Raw genomic sequence first — 16,755 nt, forward strand, 5'->3', positions numbered from 1 at the left:
CGTCGACCCCCCGCAACCTCATGCCCTCGGGGGGCGGCCCCCAAGCACCCCCTGTTCACTGGGAGGACGACCGAGCGTAGTCAGGCCGCTTCGCCGGTCGCAAGGCGTCCACGATGATCTTGTCCGATCGTTCCACCGTGACAGTGGCCTGCTCCTTCTCCAAAGTCTGCACCACTCCGCCCGGGATGTTGAGCGCCGGTTCGAGGTCCTGAGGCTTGCCGATGACCTTGAAACGATAGGGGGCGCTGATCTTGTTCCCGTCTACGGCGACTCCGCCGCTCACATCCGTCAGATAGGTGCCCGCGACGACCCTTACTCCGTTGACCTGGATCGCCTCCGCTCCGGCGGCACGCAGCTCCTGGATCGCGTCGAGCAGCATGTCGGCCTCGACCGTCCCCTTCTGGTCCTCGATGGTCAGCGTGATGCCGGGGCCCTGCGCCGCCACGGTGCCCGCCAGAATGGCGAGTTGCTTCTCCTTCTCGACCGTCTGCTTGCGGGCCTCCTCGGCCTGGTCCGAACTGTTCTCCAGCTCGGTGCGCTGATCCTCCAGCCCCTGCTTCTCCTCTTCCAGACGCTGCGTACGGTCGTCCAGTTCATCGAGGATGCGTACGAGATCCTCCTGACGCGCGCCGCGGAGGGCGCCGTCGCTGTCGCTGTTGGACGCCACCTGGACGGCGAGGCCGAAGCCGAGGCCGAACAGCAGGAGGGCGACGATGAACTGCGCACGCGACACGCGCGGCGGCCAAAGGCCCTTCACCAGCCGCTGCCGACCGGTCAGAACCGGCTTGCGCGGTTCCGCCCCGGCGTCCGGCGACTCCGCGTTCCCCTCGGCCTTCGCCTCCTGCGCCCGCACCTCTTCGGGAAGTTCCTTGCGCAGGCGATTCTCTGAGGCCTCCGGGGCGTCCGGGCCCTTGGGGGTCTCAGGGGACTGTGCGGCCTCAGGGGACTGTGAAGTCTCTGAGTTCTCTCGGTTCTCTGGGGTCTCGTCCTGGCTGCTCATCCGCCTCACGCCCGGAAGACGTGACGGCGGATCGCCGCGGCGTTGGAGAAGATCCGGATGCCGAGGACGACCACGACACCCGTGGACAGCTGGGCGCCCACACCCAACTTGTCTCCGAGGAAGACGATCAGCGCGGCCACGACGACGTTGGACAGGAACGACACCACGAAGACCTTGTCGTCGAAGATGCCGTCGAGCATCGCCCGCAGACCTCCGAACACGGCGTCGAGCGCCGCGACGACGGCGATCGGAAGATAGGGCTCGACCACCGCCGGAACCTCGGGCCGGACCAACAATCCAGCCACGACTCCCACGACGAGGCCCAGTACGGCGATCACGATGTGCCTTTCTCTGTTCTCGGTTGCGCTGTTCGTACGATCACACTCGGTGCGGCGGGCAGCCGGACGTCGTCCTCGACGGAAATCCCTGTCCGGATATGGAAGTTCTTCCGGAGGGCGTCCAGATACTGTCCGTCGCCGCTGTTCTGGAACGCAGTGCTCAGCCGCTCGCCGTCCCCCACCGCCAACACCGTGTAGGGCGGCACCAGGGGCTTGTTGTCGACCAGTATCGCGTCGCCGGCGGCCCGGATCGCAGACAGTGCCGTCAGCCGCTGTCCGTTGATCGAGATGGCCTCGGCGCCCGACTCCCACAGCCCGTTGACCACGCGCTGCATGTCGCGGTCGCGTACCCGCCCGGTGTCGGAGAAGCCCGACGTCTCGCGTGCGTCTCCGTCGCCGCCCTGGTCGGCTTCCTTGGCGTCGTCCACGACGAGCTTCACCCCGGGGCCGTGCACTTCGACCGCGCCGGCCAGGATGCCCACCAACTCGCCCTGGTCCCCGCCGTGTTTCTTCAGCGCCTCGCGCTGACGCGCGCTCACGTCGTCGCGGAGTTTGTCGATGCTGCCCTCGAGCTTGTCGGCCGCCGACGTCTCGCGGTCGATGCGGTCGATGAGTTCCTCGCGCTCCTTGGCGACGACCGGGGCCGCTATCCGCGCCTGCGCGGCCCCCACGGTCACCACGAGGGCCGCGAGCACCAGACCGGCCGCGAGTCCGAGCTTCGCCCGCAGTGTCTTCGGCAGGGCGCCGGTCCCGTCGGCCTTCTTGCGGGCAGCCGCCTCCGCGTACCCGTCGTCGAGACTGTGGTCCATGACGTTGGTGAGCAGCGACATGGATGCGTCCAGGCGCGGGGGGCGCGTAGGAGTGCTCCGAACGGGGGGCTGCTGCGGCATGCCGCACATCGTCGCACGTCGCGGGCAGTACCTCCGAATGGCCCCACCGTCGTGCCGGACGTGCCCCTTTGAGGCACGTCCGGCACGCGCGCGTGCCGCTCAGCGACCGGCGCTGTCCACCACCGACGACCACTCGTCGAGCAGGGCCTGCGCGGACGCGTCGTCGGGCCCTTCGGCCCACAGATGCGTGACAGCCTCCGCCCGGTCGGGAAGCACCATCACCCAGCGCCCGTCGGTCTCCACCACGCGTACGCCGTCGGTCGTGTCCACGAACCGGTCACCGGCCGCTTCGACCACGCGCCGCATCACAAGCCCCTTGACGGCCCAGGGAGTCGCGAGATCACGCTTGAGGACGTGCGCCCGCGGAATCCGCGCGTCGATCTGGCTGAGAGTGAGCTGCGTCCGCGCCACAAGACCGATGAGCCGCACGAAGGCCGCCGTGCCGTCGAAGACGCTGCTGAACTCCGGCACGATGAACCCACCGCGCCCGTCGCCTCCGAAGATCGTCGACTCCTCACGCCCCACACGCGTCAGATCGTCCGGCGACGTCGTCGTCCAGTCGACCTGGGTCCCGTGGTATGCCGCCACCTGCTCGGCGATCCTCGTGGTGGTCACGGGCAGCGCGACCCGCCCGCTCCGTCGTTCGGCGGCGACCAGGTCGAGCATGACGAGCAGCGCCCGGTCGTCCTCGATGATCCGGCCCTTTTCGTCGACGAGCGACAGCCGCTCGCCCACCGGGTCGAACCGCACGCCGAACGCGGCGCGCGCCGACGCCACGATCTCGCCGAGTCGCACCATCCCCGACCTGCGGGCGTCCGCGGTCTCGGTGGGCCGCGACTCGTCGAGACCGGGATTGATGGTCAGCGAGTCGACCCCGAGCTTGCCCAGAAGGCTGGGCAGCACCAGTCCGGCACTGCCGTTCGACGCGTCCACGACCACCTTGAGCCCGGACTCGGCGACCCCGGTGGTGTCCACATTCCGCAGCAGAGAACCGGTGTACGAGTCGAAGACGCTGGCCGGGAAGTGCAGGTCCCCGATCTCACCCGGGAACGCACGCCGGTACTCCTGCCGCGCGAACACCCGGTCCAGCTTCCGCTGGCTCCCCTGCGACAGGTCCGCCCCACGCCCGTCGAAGAACATGATGTCGACGGAGTCGGGAACCCCGGGTGTCGTCCGGATCATGATCCCGCCGGCACTGCCTCGCGCGGTCTGCTGCCGCGCCACCGGCAGCGGTACGTTCTCCAGGTCCCGTACGTCGATGGCACTGGTCTGCAGGGCCGAGATGACCGCCCGCTTGAGCGCACGAGCGCCTCGCGAGTGGTCACGGGCGGTCGTGACGGTCGAGCCCTTCTTCAGCGTTGTCGCATAGGCACCCGCCAGGCGTACGGCGAGTTCGGGCGTGATCTCCACGTTCAGGATCCCGGAGACCCCGCGGGCTCCGAAGAGGTGGGCCTGCCCCCGGGACTCCCAGATGACCGACGTATTGACGAAGGCGCCGGCCTCGATGGTCTTGAACGGATAGACCCGCACATTGCCCTGGACAATCGATTCTTCACCGACCAGGCACTCGTCCCCGATGACGGCGCCGTCCTCGATTCGGGCGGCCCGCATGATGTCGGTGTTCTTGCCGATGACACAGCCGCGCAGATTGCTGTGCTGGCCGATGTACACGTTGTCGTGCAGCACGGCCTTGTGCAGAAACGCCCCTGCCTTCACGACGACATTGGAGCCCACCACGGTGTGCTCGCGAATCTCGACGTCGGCCTCGACCTTGGCGTAGTCCCCGATGTAGAGCGGTCCTCGCAGCACGGCGTCGGGGTGTACTTCGGCGCCTTCCGCGACCCATACCCCGGGCGAGATCTCGAAGCCGTCGAGTTCGACGTCGACCTTGCCCTCCAGGACATCGGCCTGCGCCTTCACATAGCTCTCGTGCGTGCCGACGTCCTCCCAGTACCCCTCGGCGATATAGCCGTAGATCGGCTTGCCCTCCTTCATCAGCTGAGGGAAGACATCGCCGGACCAGTCGACGGAGACATCGGCCTCGACGTAGTCGAATACCTCTGGCTCCATGACGTAGATACCGGTGTTCACGGTGTCCGAGAAGACCTGGCCCCAGGTGGGCTTCTCGAGAAAGCGCTCGACCTTGCCTTCCTCGTCCACGATGGTGATACCGAATTCCAGCGGATTCGGGACTCTGGTCAGACAGACGGTGACCAGCCCGCCCTTTTCCTTGTGGAAATTGATCAGATCAGTGAGATCGAAGTCGGTCAGAGCATCACCGGAGATCACGAGGAAGGTGTCGTCCTTCAGCGCTTCCTCGGCGTTCTTGACACTGCCGGCAGTACCGAGTGGCTTCTCCTCATTGGCATAGGTGAGCTCCATACCGAGCTCTTCACCGTCACCGAAGTAGTTCTTGACGAGAGAGGCCAGGAACTGGACAGTAACGACGGTCTCGTTGAGCCCATGCCGCTTGAGCAGCCGCAGCACATGCTCCATGATCGGGCGATTGGCCACGGGCAGGAGCGGCTTGGGCATGCTTGAGGTCATGGGGCGAAGGCGTGTGCCTTCACCTCCGGCCATCACGACGGCCTTCATGTCGGAAGCGTCCTCCTTGAAGAGACGACGGTCTAGCCGACTTCACCCGTCAGATTGTCCCGCACATTCTGCTTGCGGGCCATCAGAGGCCACTAACGGCCGCCTATTCGGCGAGCTCAGTCGGCCGTGGTGTCCGCGCGGACAAGGCGGCGGACCTGAACCACGTAGAGGATCCCTGCCCACCAGTAGAGCGTTGTACCCCATCCTGCGAACGCCCATCCGAAAATAGCAGCGAGTGACGCAAGCCATCCACTTCCGTCACTGAGCAGCAGCAACGGGAAGGCATACATCAGGTTGAACGTAGCAGCCTTCCCAAGGAAGTTCACCTGCGGGGGCGGATAGCCGTGCCGCCTGAGGATGCCCACCATCACCAGGAGAAGCAGCTCACGCGCCAGCAGGACACTTGTCAGCCACAGCGGCAGAATCTCGCGCCAGGTGAGCCCGACCAAAGTCGACAGAATGTAGAGCCGGTCGGCCGCGGGGTCCAGCAGCCGGCCGAGGCTGCTGATCTGGTTCCAGCGACGGGCCAGCTTGCCGTCCAAATAGTCGCTGATGCCGCTGAGCATGAGCACCAGTAGTGCCCAGCCGTCACTCTGGGGACCGCCGAACTCAGGCCTGAGAATCAGCCACAGGAACAGCGGCACGCCTGCGAGACGCGCCATGCTGAGGATGTTGGGGATGGTGAGGACCCGGTCTGTCTGGACGCGGGTCTCCTGGACCTCCACCCGGGGGCCTCCTGTGGGAACGTGCCAACGATGCCCCCTGACCTTACCCTCAGGCATCTGCCCGCAGCGCGGAGGGGGTTCGGCCGGCGTCCCGGAAAACAAAAAAGCTCCGGTTCTTGGACTGAAAGTCCAAGAACCGGAGCTCTAAAAGGAGTTCGGCGGTGTCCTACTCTCCCACAGGGTCCCCCCTGCAGTACCATCGGCGCTGTGAGGCTTAGCTTCCGGGTTCGGAATGTAACCGGGCGTTTCCCTCACGCTATGACCACCGAAACACTATGAAACAGACAAACCGGAGCCGTGACCATGGCTACAACGGTTGTTCGTGGTTTCAGAACCAACACAGTGGACGCGAGCAACTGAGGACAAGCCCTCGGCCTATTAGTACCAGTCAGCTTCACCCCTTACGAGGCTTCCACATCCGGCCTATCAACCCAGTCGTCTACTGGGAGCCTTAACCAATCTAGTTGGTGGGAATACTCATCTCGAAGCAGGCTTCCCGCTTAGATGCTTTCAGCGGTTATCCCTCCCGAACGTAGCCAACCAGCCATGCCCTTGGCAGGACAACTGGCACACCAGAGGTTCGTCCGTCCCGGTCCTCTCGTACTAGGGACAGCCCTTCTCAATATTCCTACGCGCACAGCGGATAGGGACCGAACTGTCTCACGACGTTCTAAACCCAGCTCGCGTACCGCTTTAATGGGCGAACAGCCCAACCCTTGGGACCGACTCCAGCCCCAGGATGCGACGAGCCGACATCGAGGTGCCAAACCATCCCGTCGATATGGACTCTTGGGGAAGATCAGCCTGTTATCCCCGGGGTACCTTTTATCCGTTGAGCGACGGCGCTTCCACAAGCCACCGCCGGATCACTAGTCCCGACTTTCGTCCCTGCTCGACCCGTCGGTCTCACAGTCAAGCTCCCTTGTGCACTTACACTCAACACCTGATTGCCAACCAGGCTGAGGGAACCTTTGGGCGCCTCCGTTACTCTTTAGGAGGCAACCGCCCCAGTTAAACTACCCATCAGACACTGTCCCTGATCCGGATCACGGACCCAGGTTAGACATCCAGCACGACCAGACTGGTATTTCAACGACGACTCCACAGACACTGGCGTGCCCGCTTCAAAGTCTCCCAGCTATCCTACACAAGCCGAACCGAACACCAATATCAAACTGTAGTAAAGGTCCCGGGGTCTTTCCGTCCTGCTGCGCGAAACGAGCATCTTTACTCGTAGTGCAATTTCACCGGGCCTATGGTTGAGACAGTCGAGAAGTCGTTACGCCATTCGTGCAGGTCGGAACTTACCCGACAAGGAATTTCGCTACCTTAGGATGGTTATAGTTACCACCGCCGTTTACTGGCGCTTAAGTTCTCAGCTTCGCACACCCGAAAGTGCACTAACCGGTCCCCTTAACGTTCCAGCACCGGGCAGGCGTCAGTCCGTATACATCGCCTTACGGCTTCGCACGGACCTGTGTTTTTAGTAAACAGTCGCTTCTCGCTGGTCTCTGCGGCCACCCCCAGCTCAGAGAGTAAATCTCATCACCAGTGATGGCCCCCCTTCTCCCGAAGTTACGGGGGCATTTTGCCGAGTTCCTTAACCATAGTTCACCCGAACGCCTCGGTATTCTCTACCTGACCACCTGAGTCGGTTTAGGGTACGGGCCGCCATGAAACTCGCTAGAGGCTTTTCTCGACAGCATAGGATCATCCACTTCACCACAATCGGCTCGGCATCAGGTCTCAGCCTCAATGTGCGACGGATTTACCTATCACACGGCCTACACCCTTACCCCGGGACAACCACCGCCCGGGCTGGACTACCTTCCTGCGTCACCCCATCACTCACCTACTACAGGTCTGGTCCGTCGGCTCCACCACTCCCCTTTGCCCGAAGGCTCCAGGGCGGCTTCACGGACTTAGCATCGCCTGGTTCAATGTTTGACGCTTCACAGCGGGTACCGGAATATCAACCGGTTATCCATCGACTACGCCTGTCGGCCTCGCCTTAGGTCCCGACTTACCCTGGGCAGATCAGCTTGACCCAGGAACCCTTAGTCAATCGGCGCACACGTTTCTCACGTGTGTATCGCTACTCATGCCTGCATTCTCACTCGTGAACCGTCCACCACTAGCTTCCGCTGCGGCTTCACCCGGCACACGACGCTCCCCTACCCATCCCAGCGGGCGTTGGCCCTCAATGCTGAAATGACACGACTTCGGCGGTACGCTTGAGCCCCGCTACATTGTCGGCGCGGAATCACTAGACCAGTGAGCTATTACGCACTCTTTCAAGGGTGGCTGCTTCTAAGCCAACCTCCTGGTTGTCTCTGCGACTCCACATCCTTTCCCACTTAGCGTACGCTTAGGGGCCTTAGTCGATGCTCTGGGCTGTTTCCCTCTCGACCATGGAGCTTATCCCCCACAGTCTCACTGCCGTGCTCTCACTTACCGGCATTCGGAGTTTGGCTAAGGTCAGTAACCCGGTAGGGCCCATCGCCTATCCAGTGCTCTACCTCCGGCAAGAAACACACGACGCTGCACCTAAATGCATTTCGGGGAGAACCAGCTATCACGGAGTTTGATTGGCCTTTCACCCCTAACCACAGGTCATCCCCCAGGTTTTCAACCCTGGTGGGTTCGGTCCTCCACGACCTCTTACAGCCGCTTCAACCTGCCCATGGCTAGATCACTCCGCTTCGGGTCTTGAGCGCGCTACTAAACCGCCCTATTCGGACTCGCTTTCGCTACGGCTTCCCCACACGGGTTAACCTCGCAACACACCGCAAACTCGCAGGCTCATTCTTCAAAAGGCACGCAGTCACGACCCACCAAGTAAACTTGATGAGCGACGCTCCCACGGCTTGTAGGCACACGGTTTCAGGTACTATTTCACTCCGCTCCCGCGGTACTTTTCACCATTCCCTCACGGTACTATCCGCTATCGGTCACCAGGGAATATTTAGGCTTAGCGGGTGGTCCCGCCAGATTCACACGGGATTTCTCGGGCCCCGTGCTACTTGGGTGTCTCTCAAACGAGCCGTTGATGTTTCGACTACGGGGGTCTTACCCTCTACGCCGGACCTTTCGCATGTCCTTCGCCTACACCAACGGTTTCTGACTCGTCTCACAGCCGGCAGACTGTGAAAGAGAGATCCCACAACCCCGTACACGCAACCCCTGCCGGGTCTCACACGTATACGGTTTGGCCTCATCCGGTTTCGCTCGCCACTACTCCCGGAATCACGGTTGTTTTCTCTTCCTGCGGGTACTGAGATGTTTCACTTCCCCGCGTTCCCTCCACACACCCTATGTGTTCAGATGTGGGTGACAGCCCATGACGACTGCCGGGTTTCCCCATTCGGAAACCCCCGGATCAAAGCCTGGTTGACGGCTCCCCGGGGACTATCGTGGCCTCCCACGTCCTTCATCGGTTCCTGGTACCAAGGCATCCACCGTGCGCCCTTAAAAACTTGGCCACAGATGCTCGCGTCCACTGTGCAGTTCTCAAACAACGACCAACCACCCGTCACAACCCGCCGAAGCAGATTTTTACCGGGGCCGGCACTGAAGATCCAGACACAAGGTCCGTACCCTCAGACACCCAACAGCGTGCCCGACACCCTCGCCACTCATGATCAGCTTTCCACGCCCCAAAGGGACAGTACTTGCAGCCCGAGATGACTGAGAGTGCCGAATAATCAACGTTCCACCCATGAGCAACCACCGTCGAACGTGTGCCGACGTAATGGCCCTGGACCACCAAGCGGACTTGGCGGCCTAGATGCTCCTTAGAAAGGAGGTGATCCAGCCGCACCTTCCGGTACGGCTACCTTGTTACGACTTCGTCCCAATCGCCAGTCCCACCTTCGACAGCTCCCTCCCCACAAGGGGGTTGGGCCACCGGCTTCGGGTGTTACCGACTTTCGTGACGTGACGGGCGGTGTGTACAAGGCCCGGGAACGTATTCACCGCAGCAATGCTGATCTGCGATTACTAGCAACTCCGACTTCATGGGGTCGAGTTGCAGACCCCAATCCGAACTGAGACAGGCTTTTTGAGATTCGCTCCGCCTTGCGACATCGCAGCTCATTGTACCTGCCATTGTAGCACGTGTGCAGCCCAAGACATAAGGGGCATGATGACTTGACGTCGTCCCCACCTTCCTCCGAGTTGACCCCGGCAGTCTCCTGTGAGTCCCCATCACCCCGAAGGGCATGCTGGCAACACAGAACAAGGGTTGCGCTCGTTGCGGGACTTAACCCAACATCTCACGACACGAGCTGACGACAGCCATGCACCACCTGTCACCCGACCACAAGGGGGGCACCATCTCTGATGCTTTCCGGGCGATGTCAAGCCTTGGTAAGGTTCTTCGCGTTGCGTCGAATTAAGCCACATGCTCCGCTGCTTGTGCGGGCCCCCGTCAATTCCTTTGAGTTTTAGCCTTGCGGCCGTACTCCCCAGGCGGGGAACTTAATGCGTTAGCTGCGGCACCGACGACGTGGAATGTCGCCAACACCTAGTTCCCACCGTTTACGGCGTGGACTACCAGGGTATCTAATCCTGTTCGCTCCCCACGCTTTCGCTCCTCAGCGTCAGTAATGGCCCAGAGATCCGCCTTCGCCACCGGTGTTCCTCCTGATATCTGCGCATTTCACCGCTACACCAGGAATTCCGATCTCCCCTACCACACTCTAGTCTGCCCGTATCGAATGCAGACCCGGGGTTAAGCCCCGGGCTTTCACATCCGACGTGACAGACCGCCTACGAGCTCTTTACGCCCAATAATTCCGGACAACGCTTGCGCCCTACGTATTACCGCGGCTGCTGGCACGTAGTTAGCCGGCGCTTCTTCTGCAGGTACCGTCACTTTCGCTTCTTCCCTGCTGAAAGAGGTTTACAACCCGAAGGCCGTCATCCCTCACGCGGCGTCGCTGCATCAGGCTTTCGCCCATTGTGCAATATTCCCCACTGCTGCCTCCCGTAGGAGTCTGGGCCGTGTCTCAGTCCCAGTGTGGCCGGTCGCCCTCTCAGGCCGGCTACCCGTCGTCGCCTTGGTGAGCTTCTACCTCACCAACAAGCTGATAGGCCGCGGGCTCATCCTTCACCGCCGGAGCTTTCAACCCCCACCCATGCGGGCAGGAGTGTTATCCGGTATTAGACCCCATTTCCAGGGCTTGTCCCAGAGTGAAGGGCAGATTGCCCACGTGTTACTCACCCGTTCGCCACTAATCCACCCCGAAGGGCTTCATCGTTCGACTTGCATGTGTTAAGCACGCCGCCAGCGTTCGTCCTGAGCCAGGATCAAACTCTCCGTGAATGTATTCCCGTAATCGGGATGACACCACGAGAGCGGAACAACCAGGCGGAATAAGCCCGATTGTTCACAGCGTCCTCGCTGTGCGCCTACCGGAACAATGCCCGGCAGGACTTTTTCAAAGGAACCTCGTCCCAGCCATGACGGCCGGAGACGGGGTATCAACATATCTGGCGTTGATTTTTGGCACGCTGTTGAGTTCTCAAGGAACGGACGCTTCCTTCGTACTCACCCGAGAGAATCTCTCGCGGCTTTCCTCCGGGCGCTTCCCTTCGGTGTTCCAAACTCTATCAGTGATTTTCCGTCTCTCTGACCACGGTCCTGCGGACATGCAGAACCAGACCCCGAGATAGGATCCGACAAGTTGGATGCTGCCAGGCAAGCACGCTTGGTCGCGTCACTCGGCCTCAAGCAGGTGTACGACTCTACATGCGGCCGCGGAGCGCGTGCAAATCGTTTGTGCTGTGCTCTACGTTCGCCAACCGGGTCCTCTCGTGCGGAACCGGCACTTCATATGACTTACGCTGCTGAGCAGTGCGCCGTCCAGGACAGGCAGCGACGGCCCATCTGAATCTCCGCCCCTGGGAGGCTTCCCATGACCACCGTGACGTCCCCTCTTGCAGGACGCACCATCGGACTCACAGCTGTACCTGATCCGGTCTTCTCCGGAGCCATGGTGGGCCCCGGCACCGCGATCGACCCCGTCCGGGAGGCCTCTGCGGCCGTCGCCCCCATCGACGGCGTTGTCGTCTCTCTCCACCCGCACGCCTTCGTCGTGGTCGACGAAGAGGGGCACGGAGTACTGACGCACCTCGGTATCGACACCGTTCAGCTCAACGGCGAGGGCTTCGAGTTGCTCGTCAACAAGGGCGACACCGTGCAGCGCGGCCAGTCCGTGGTGCGCTGGGACCCTGCTGCCGTCGAGGCCGCCGGCAAGTCCCCCATCTGCCCCATCGTGGCACTCGAAGCCACGGCCGAGTCCCTCTCCGATGTCAGCGTCGACGGAGACGTGAAGGCCGGCGACGTTCTCTTCAGCTGGCACTGACTTCCCTGCCGTCATGAACAGCAGGCACGACAACCATCGCGGCGGCGGGACCCGCCGCTCTATCGGAGACGGGTGACATGGAGACAACGCTGCGAGGCGTCGGCGTGAGCCACGGTGTGGCGATCGGCGAGGTTCGGCACATGGGAACGGCGGTGCTGGAGCCGCCTGCCAAGCAGATACCGACGGAAGACGCGGAGCGCGAACAGGGGCGCGCCCGCAAGGCCGTCGAAGCCGTTGCGGCCGACCTGATGGCGCGCGGCAATCTGGCGGGCGGCGAAGCCCAGGCTGTTCTCGAGGCCCAGGCCATGATGGCCCAGGACCCGGAGCTCATGGCCGATGTCGAGCGGCGTATCGCGGTCGGCAGCACGGCGGAGCGCGGGGTGTACGACGCGTTCGCCTCGTACCGCGCGCTGCTGGCGAATGCCGGTGAGTACCTCGCCGGACGTGTGGCGGACCTCGACGACGTGCGGAACCGTATCGTCGCCCGGCTCCTCGGTGTGCCGATGCCGGGTGTGCCGGACAGCGACGAGCCGTACGTCCTCATCGCTCGTGACCTGGCGCCCGCCGACACCGCTCTGTTGGACCCGACGCTGGTCCTCGGTTTCGTCACCGAGGAGGGTGGGCCGACGAGTCACAGCGCGATCCTGGCTCGGGCGCTCGGTGTTCCCGCCGTGGTGGCGCTGCCGGGTGCAGGTGAGCTGGCTGAAGGCACCTTGGTCGCCGTGGACGGCAGTACCGGTGAGATCTTCGTGAATCCGAGTGCGGAGAAGAAGGCCGAGATGGAGGCCGCGGCCGCTGCACGCAGGGCCGCGCTGGCCGCCACCACCGGGCCCGGTGCCACCTCGGACGGGCACAAGGTGCCGCTGCTGGCCAATATCGGTGGTCCCGCGGACGTTCCTGCGGCGGTCGAGGCCGGTGCCGAGGGCGTGGGTCTGTTCCGTACCGAGTTCCTCTTCCTCGACGACAGCAAGAACGCGCCGTCCGAGGAGAAGCAGGTCGAGGCGTATCGCAAGGTGCTGGAGGCCTTCCCCGAGGGGCGGGTCGTGGTGCGGGTGCTCGACGCTGGCGCCGACAAGCCGCTCGACTTCCTGACGCCGGCCGACGAGCCGAACCCGGCGCTGGGCGTGCGCGGGCTCCGCTCGCTGCTCGACCACCCCGATGTGCTGCGGACGCAGCTGACGGCGCTCGCGAAGGCTTCCGAGGGACTGCCCGTCTACCTCGACGTGATGGCGCCGATGGTCGCGGACCGTGCCGACGCCAAGGCGTTCGCCGACGCCTGCCGTGAGGCGGGGCTGCAGGCGAAGTTCGGTGCCATGGTCGAGATTCCGTCGGCCGCTCTGCGGGCGCGCTCGATCCTTCAGGAGGTCGAGTTCCTGTCGCTGGGGACCAACGACCTCGCGCAGTACACCTTCGCCGCCGACCGCCAGGTGGGTGCCGTGTCCCGGCTGCAGGATCCGTGGCAGCCCGCGCTGCTCGACCTGGTCGCGCTGTCCGCCGAGGCGGCCAAGGCCGAGGGCAAGAGCTGTGGTGTCTGCGGCGAGGCCGCTTCGGACCCGCTGCTCGCGTGTGTGCTGACCGGTCTGGGTGTCACCTCTCTCTCCATGGGTGCCGCGTCGATTCCTTATGTTCGCGCGACGCTGGCCAAGTACACGCTGGCGCAGTGTGAGCGTGCAGCGGCAGCAGCGCGTGCCTGCGACAGCGCCGAGGAAGCGCGCACCGCGGCCCAGGCGGTGCTGTCCGGCGAGTAGTCGTCGGTGCCGTGCACCGTGGTCGAGGGGCGCTCCGCCTGAGGGTGGGGCGCCCCTCGCGTGTTCAGTGCACGTGCCGTGTCGTGGGCCCCTCCTCCCCCAGGTCCGGTGGTGCGCAGTAGTCGACGCCCGACTCCGGGGAGACGAGGTCGCCGGATTCGACGTCGGTGCAGTAGGCGTCGAAGACCTCGCCGGCGGTGAGCGGTTCCAGGCCTTCGCCGCGCAGGCGCCAGCCGTAGACACGGTCGGTCGAATCGGGGGTGCCGGCGCGCATCACCAGGCCGCCGGGGCTCTGGGTGGCGATGCCCAGTGCGAGGACGGTGGTGAATTCGAGGGCCTCGGCCTCGTCCAGGTGAGGTGTTCCGTGCTGGTCGTCGTCGGCCCGGAGGACCGCCACGAGTGTTTCGGGCTCCGTGGAGACGCTGCACACGAGGTGGCGCTCGCCCGGGCCCGAGGCGTCGAGGATCCTGACGAGCAGGTCGGAAGCACGTACGAAGGCGACTCGGCCGATGTCTTCACCGCAGGACGCGCAGGTGCCGATGCGGGACAGCAGCGTCGTCGCGTACTCCCAAGTGGCCTGGCGGACGGCTTCGTCGATGAGGTTCGGGACGAGGTGGTCGAGGGGCTGGCCCTCGTACGGGACAGTCGCGCCTGTCGCGGCCAGTTCCGCGGTGAAGCGGGTGCGGCTGGACGGTGTGTCGGGTTCCAGGCCGTGTTCGGCGCAGAATTCCGCGTACTCCTCGGGATCGAAGAGTGCCACCGTGGTGTGGCCGCCCTGGGAGGAGAGGGTGCGGAGCAGGGCTTCCACCTGCTGGAGATAGCTCGCGTGGCTGTCGAAGGTGAAGGTGCGGTAGCGCCGCCGCATCGCGGTGAAGTCCTGCTCGTCGGTCAACAGGCCGATGGTTCCGGCGATTTCGCGGCGCAGGACGCGTCGCATGGTCTGGTGCTGGGTGTGTGCCATTTTTCCCCCTGCGTGCAGTCGATCAATGCTCACTCACAGTAATCGGCGGCACTGACAACGCCTCCTCGGACGTGGGGGGGGAGCACGTCCGAGGCGACGCTGGAACGCGGGGTCGGTCAGGCGCGCTTGCGGGCCAGTTCCTCGTAGAAGCCGAGTAGGTCGAGGTTGTCGATGGAGCCGGGATTGACCGCCTTCTCCAATGGCGTGCCCTGGAGGAGGCGTTTGACCGGGACCTCGATGCGCTTGCCGGTGAGGGTGTGCGGGACTCCGGGTACCTCGATGACCTCGTCGGGGATGTGGCGAGGTGAGAGTTGCTCGCGGATCGTCTGCTTGATGCGGCTCAGGAGGGCGTCGTCGAGTACGGCTCCCGGAGCGAGGTGGACGAAGAGGGGCATCCAGTAGCCGCCATCGGGCTGTTCGATGCCGATGACGAGGGACTCGCGGATCTCCGGCAGCCGCTCGACGGCTTCGTAGATGTCGGCCGAACCCATGCGGACGCCCTGGCGGTTGAGGGTGGAGTCCGAGCGGCCGTGGATGACGACGGAGCCGCGTGAGGTGACGGTGATCCAGTCGCCGTGGCGCCACACTCCGGGGTACGTGTCGAAGTAACTGTCGTGGTAGCGGCTGCCGTCGGGGTCGTTCCAGAAGCGGATGGGCATCGACGGCATGGGGTTGGTGACGACGAGTTCGCCGACCTCGTCGATGAGGGGTTCGCCGCTCGGGTCCCAGGACTGCAGGTCGGTGCCCAGGCCCGGTGCCTGAAGTTCGCCCACGTAGACCGGGAGCGTGGGGACGGCTCCCGCAAAGCAGGAACACACGTCGGTGCCGCCGCTGACGGAGGCGATCCACAGGTCGTCGCGCACCTCGTCGTGCAGCCAGCGGAATCCGTCGGGCGGCAGGGGCGAGCCGGTGGTGGCCACGCACTGGACGCGGGACAGGTCGAAGTCGCGGGACGGATGGACGCCCGCCTTCCGGCAGGCCATGACGTAGGCCGCCGAGGTACCGAAGAGCGTGGCGCCGGTGCGTTCGGCGATGCGCCACTGGGCGGCTGTGTCCGGGTAGCCCGGGCTGCCGTCGTACAGGACGATCGTGGTGCCCGTCAGGAGGCCGGAGACGAGGAAGTTCCACATCATCCAGCCGGTGGACGTGTACCAGAAGAAGCGGTCCTCGGGTCCCAGGTCGCAGTGGAGGCCGAGCTGCTTGAGGTGCTCGACGAGGATGCCGCCCTGGGACTGGACGATGGCCTTGGGGAGCCCTGTCGTGCCGGAGGAGTAGAGCACCCAGAGGGGATGGTCGAAAGGGACCTCTTCGTAGACGGGTGTTACGTCCGCCGATGTGAGGGCCGACCATTCCAGGGCGCCCTCGGGGGGTTCGGTGCCGAGCAGCGGGATGTGGACGACGGCGCGCAGGGTGGGCAGTTCGCGGCGCAGTTCGGCGACGGTGTCGCGGCGGTCGTGCTCCTTGCCGCCGTAGCGGTAGCCGTCGACGGTGAACAGCACGACGGGTTCGACCTGCTGGAAGCGGTCGAGGACGCTGCGGGCGCCGAAGTCGGGGGCGCAGGACGTCCAGACGCCGCCGACGGCCGCGGTGGCGAGGAGGGCGACCACGGCCTGGGGCACGTTCGGGAGGTAGCCGCTGACGCGGTCCCCGGGGCGTACGCCGAGGGCCCGGAGTTCGGCGGCCAGGGAGCCGACCTGGCGGCGCAGTTCGGACCAGCTGACCGGGGTCGGTTCGTGGGTCTCGTCGACATGGAGGAGGGCCGGTTCGTCCGCTCGGGTGTCGGCCGCTCGCAGGGCGTGCTCGGCGTAGTTGAGGGTGGCTCCGGGGAACCACTGTGCGCCCGGCATCGAGCGGTCGCCCAGCACGCGCGCGTAGGGGGTCGAGAACCGTACGTCGAACCACTCGGTGACGGCTTTCCAGAACGTGTCCAGTTCGTCCACGGACCAGCGGTGCAGAGCGGCGTACCCACCCTCGGCGGGGGCTCCGTGGTGCTCGGCCGCCCAGGTCTGGAATCGGGTGATCTGTGCCTGGGCGATGCGACCCGGGTCGGGTTGCCAGAGCGGCGAGGGGTTCGCTGAGGTCATGGGGCGGCTCCCGGACTGTGCGCGTCGTGTGCGTGTACCGCGCACG

Annotated in this window: 9 protein-coding genes and 3 rRNA genes; 2 read left to right on the top strand and 10 right to left on the bottom strand. The window is 64.4% G+C overall.

Going from position 1 to position 16,755, the window contains the following annotated elements; genetic code table 11:
* Positions 1–55 precede the first annotated feature (55 nt).
* The 8 genes from ACN20J_RS09705 to ACN20J_RS09740 all read right to left on the bottom strand — a co-directional run bounded on the left by ACN20J_RS09705 (position 56) and on the right by ACN20J_RS09740 (position 10,874).
* Positions 56–1,000, bottom strand: coding sequence for a DUF881 domain-containing protein (locus tag ACN20J_RS09705; RefSeq protein ID WP_419665717.1), 945 nt, complete (start codon positions 998–1,000; stop codon positions 56–58).
* 5 nt (positions 1,001–1,005) lie between these two features.
* Positions 1,006–1,338, bottom strand: a complete 333-nt coding sequence (locus ACN20J_RS09710) for a small basic family protein (RefSeq protein ID WP_003988855.1) — start codon at positions 1,336–1,338, stop codon at positions 1,006–1,008.
* Positions 1,335–2,237 (bottom strand): DUF881 domain-containing protein, encoded by a 903-nt coding sequence (locus ACN20J_RS09715; protein ID WP_189845301.1) that lies wholly within the window; start codon positions 2,235–2,237, stop codon positions 1,335–1,337. The genes ACN20J_RS09710 and ACN20J_RS09715 overlap by 4 nt, the downstream gene beginning before the upstream one ends.
* Positions 2,238–2,327: 90 nt before the next feature.
* Positions 2,328–4,823, bottom strand: a complete 2,496-nt coding sequence (locus tag ACN20J_RS09720) for a mannose-1-phosphate guanyltransferase (RefSeq protein WP_055614786.1) — start codon at positions 4,821–4,823, stop codon at positions 2,328–2,330.
* A gap of 116 nt (positions 4,824–4,939) precedes the next feature.
* Positions 4,940–5,548, bottom strand: a complete 609-nt coding sequence (locus ACN20J_RS09725; protein WP_055614787.1) for a CDP-alcohol phosphatidyltransferase family protein — start codon at positions 5,546–5,548, stop codon at positions 4,940–4,942.
* A 153-nt stretch (positions 5,549–5,701) separates the two neighbouring features.
* Positions 5,702–5,818 (bottom strand): 5S ribosomal RNA (gene rrf / locus ACN20J_RS09730).
* An 88-nt stretch (positions 5,819–5,906) separates the two neighbouring features.
* Positions 5,907–9,030: ribosomal RNA gene (locus ACN20J_RS09735) — 23S ribosomal RNA — on the bottom strand.
* 316 nt (positions 9,031–9,346) lie between these two features.
* A 16S ribosomal RNA gene (locus tag ACN20J_RS09740) occupies positions 9,347–10,874 on the bottom strand.
* The 16S, 23S and 5S rRNA genes sit together here, the layout of an rRNA operon.
* Before the next feature lie 592 nt (positions 10,875–11,466).
* Between ACN20J_RS09740 and ACN20J_RS09745 the strand changes: the two genes are divergently transcribed.
* Together ACN20J_RS09745 and ptsP are read left to right on the top strand one after the other, a co-directional pair.
* On the top strand, positions 11,467–11,916 hold the full coding sequence (locus tag ACN20J_RS09745) for a PTS sugar transporter subunit IIA (protein ID WP_189839779.1): 450 nt from the start codon (positions 11,467–11,469) through the stop codon (positions 11,914–11,916).
* 77 nt (positions 11,917–11,993) lie between these two features.
* On the top strand, positions 11,994–13,664 hold the full coding sequence (ptsP, locus tag ACN20J_RS09750) for a phosphoenolpyruvate--protein phosphotransferase (protein WP_189839780.1): 1,671 nt from the start codon (positions 11,994–11,996) through the stop codon (positions 13,662–13,664).
* Between the two features lie 64 nt (positions 13,665–13,728).
* Here ptsP and ACN20J_RS09755 read toward each other — a convergent pair whose 3' ends face one another.
* Positions 13,729–14,625, bottom strand: a complete 897-nt coding sequence (locus tag ACN20J_RS09755) for a hypothetical protein (RefSeq protein ID WP_419665718.1) — start codon at positions 14,623–14,625, stop codon at positions 13,729–13,731.
* Between the two features lie 116 nt (positions 14,626–14,741).
* Positions 14,742–16,709, bottom strand: coding sequence for an acetoacetate--CoA ligase (locus ACN20J_RS09760; RefSeq protein WP_361909657.1), 1,968 nt, complete (start codon positions 16,707–16,709; stop codon positions 14,742–14,744).
* Between the last annotated feature and the right edge of the window lie 46 nt (positions 16,710–16,755).

This window comes from Streptomyces sp. 2-1 (genome assembly GCF_048564895.1).
GTDB classification, from domain to species: Bacteria; Actinomycetota; Actinomycetes; order Streptomycetales; family Streptomycetaceae; genus Streptomyces; species Streptomyces phaeochromogenes.